This window comes from Luteibacter sp. KNZ12-1A (assembly GCF_056755675.1).
Genome location: NZ_JBPGXU010000188.1, coordinates 1 through 2185, shown reverse-complemented (window position 1 = coordinate 2185; position 2185 = coordinate 1). Strand labels below are relative to the sequence as shown.

Genomic DNA, 2185 nt, shown 5'->3' with positions numbered 1-2185 from the left:
GGGGGGGGGGGGGGGGCCGGGGCGGGGGGGCCCCCCCCGGGGGGGCCCCCCCCGGTGTGGGGGTGGGGGGGGGGCGCCCCCCCCCCCCCCCAACGGGGTGGGCCCCCCCACCAGGATGTCGCCGTCGACGATGATGGCCACGTGCCCGGGATGACCGGTGTTTCGCCGAGCGAAGCGTTGCCGCCGCTGGCCGCCGCTGCGAACGTCCCGGCCTCGACTCCGGCAACGATGCCAGCCACGACCACGGCCTCGGCTCCCGTCCCGGCCCAGGCCGCAGCCGCACGGCAAGCACCGCCGTCCAGTCCGGCAGTGGCGTCCAGCCAGGGCATCGCCGCCAACCCGGGCCCGATCACCGCTCCTTCGGCCGGCAAGCCCAGCATTTACCTCCAGGTCGGCGCCTTCTCCGATGTCGTGAACGCGAATCGCGTGGCCGATCAATTGAACCGTGCGGGCCTTGGGCCGGTCAGTGTCGTCGAGGCCACGATCGGCGGCCGCAGCGTGCGCCGTGTGCGCGTGGGACCGTTGGCCGACGTGGACACGGCCGACCGCGTGACCGACCAGATTGCCGGCATGGGCCTGCCCAGGCCGCAGGTCGCGGTAGACTGACCTTCTTTTTCCTGCTTTGAACTGGACCGTTGAAACGATGAAGCTCTTGCCCCGTTCCCTGTTCGCTTTCGCCGCCGCCGCGCTCGTCGCCGGTGTGACCGTGGCGCAGCAGACGCCGCCCCGTCCGTCCGTGCCGCGCCCGGTGGTTCCCGAGGCGCCGGTGCCGCCGCCGCCGGATGTCGAAGGCAAGAGTTGGGTGCTGATGGACTACAACACCGGGCAGATCATCGCCTCGAAGGATCCCGACCTCCAGGTCGAGCCGGCGTCGATCACGAAAGTGATGACCGACTACGTGGTCTCGGCCGAGGTCGGCAACGGCAAGATCCACATGACCGATCCGGTCACCATCAGCGAGAACGCGTGGCGCGGCGGCGGTGCGGGCACCGACGGCTCCACCAGCTTCCTCAAGCTCAACAGCCAGGTGCCACTGAAGGACCTGCTCTACGGCATGATCATCCAGTCGGGCAACGACGCCGCCATCGCGCTGGCCGAGCACACTGCCGGCTCCGAGCCCGCCTTCGCCAACTTGATGAACGCGTATGCCAAGCAGCTCGGCATGACGCATTCGAATTTCCAGAACGCGTCCGGCTACCCGGTGGCCAACCATTACACGACGGCCCGCGACATCGCGATCCTGTCGCGTGCGCTGATCCACGATTTCCCCGAGGACTACGCGATCTCGGCCGTGAAGGAGTTCGAGTGGAACGGCATCAAGCAGCACAATCGCAACCTGCTGCTGTGGCGCGACAACACCGTCGACGGCATCAAGACCGGCCACACCGCCGCGGCCGGCTACTGCCTTGCCGCATCGGCGAAGCAGGGCGACGCGCGCATGATCGCCATCATCATGGGCGCCAATAGCGAAAAGGGCCGCGCCGACGCCGCGCTGGCGCTGCTCAACTACGGTTTCCGTTTCTACGAATCGCACAAGCTCTACGAAGCCAACAAGCCGCTGGCCACGCCGAAGCTCTGGAAGGGCGCCGAGAACACCATCGCGCTGGGCCTCACCGAAGACGCCCTCGTCTCGGTCAAGCGCGGCGACTACGACAAGCTCAAGGCCAACCTCGATATCCCCGCCACCCTGATCGCCCCGTTCAAGAAGGGCCAGCAGGTGGGCACGCTGCGCGTCACCCTCGACGGCCAGCCGGTACTCACCGCACCGCTGGTGGCCCTGGCGGATGCGCCGGAAGGCGGCTTCTTCTCGCGCCTCTGGGACACGATCATGCTGTGGTTCCACAGCGACGGCGACAAGAAGTAAGAGGGCGAGACGATGCGTGAAATCGACTTCAGCGATGCGCAGAAGGAAGGGAAGGGCTTCCAGTTTCCTGGTGAGTTCGAGATCACCGCGATCGGCAATGCCAACGCGGGCCTCGACAAGCACGTGCCGGCGTTGTTGCATGGCATCGGGTTGGAGGTGCTCCACGAGACGCTTTCCACGAAGCTGACCCCGGCCGGCAACTACCAGTCGGTGACGGTGAGCTTCGTCGCCCCGTCACGCGAGAAGTACCTTGAAGCCCACAGCACGTTGCGGGCCGACCGGGACATTCGTTTCACGATGTAGGTCGTTGAAGGGCCGGAT

The 2185-nt window shown here is 67.4% G+C and carries 3 protein-coding genes; all 3 read left to right on the top strand.

All coding sequences use genetic code 11. The annotated features are described in order from the left end of the window. The first annotated feature begins 150 nt into the window (after positions 1 to 150). From ACR9ZJ_RS19255 to ACR9ZJ_RS19245, 3 genes are read left to right on the top strand one after another with little or no spacing between them, the layout of a single operon-like run. Complete coding sequence (locus ACR9ZJ_RS19255; RefSeq protein ID WP_481288673.1) at positions 151 to 606, top strand: SPOR domain-containing protein; 456 nt, start codon at positions 151 to 153, stop codon at positions 604 to 606. A gap of 37 nt (positions 607 to 643) precedes the next feature. Then, positions 644 to 1864, top strand: a complete 1221-nt coding sequence (locus tag ACR9ZJ_RS19250; protein WP_481288672.1) for a D-alanyl-D-alanine carboxypeptidase family protein — start codon at positions 644 to 646, stop codon at positions 1862 to 1864. A gap of 12 nt (positions 1865 to 1876) precedes the next feature. Continuing rightward, positions 1877 to 2167 (top strand): DUF493 family protein, encoded by a 291-nt coding sequence (locus ACR9ZJ_RS19245; protein WP_306849434.1) that lies wholly within the window; start codon positions 1877 to 1879, stop codon positions 2165 to 2167. Positions 2168 to 2185 lie beyond the last annotated feature (18 nt).

Coding starts and splice junctions, on each gene's coding strand:
- ACR9ZJ_RS19255 (WP_481288673.1), top strand. CDS start 151: ATGACCGGTGTTTCGCCGAGCGAAGCGTTGCCGCCGCTGGCCGCCGCT.
- ACR9ZJ_RS19250 (WP_481288672.1), top strand. CDS start 644: ATGAAGCTCTTGCCCCGTTCCCTGTTCGCTTTCGCCGCCGCCGCGCTC.
- ACR9ZJ_RS19245 (WP_306849434.1), top strand. CDS start 1,877: ATGCGTGAAATCGACTTCAGCGATGCGCAGAAGGAAGGGAAGGGCTTC.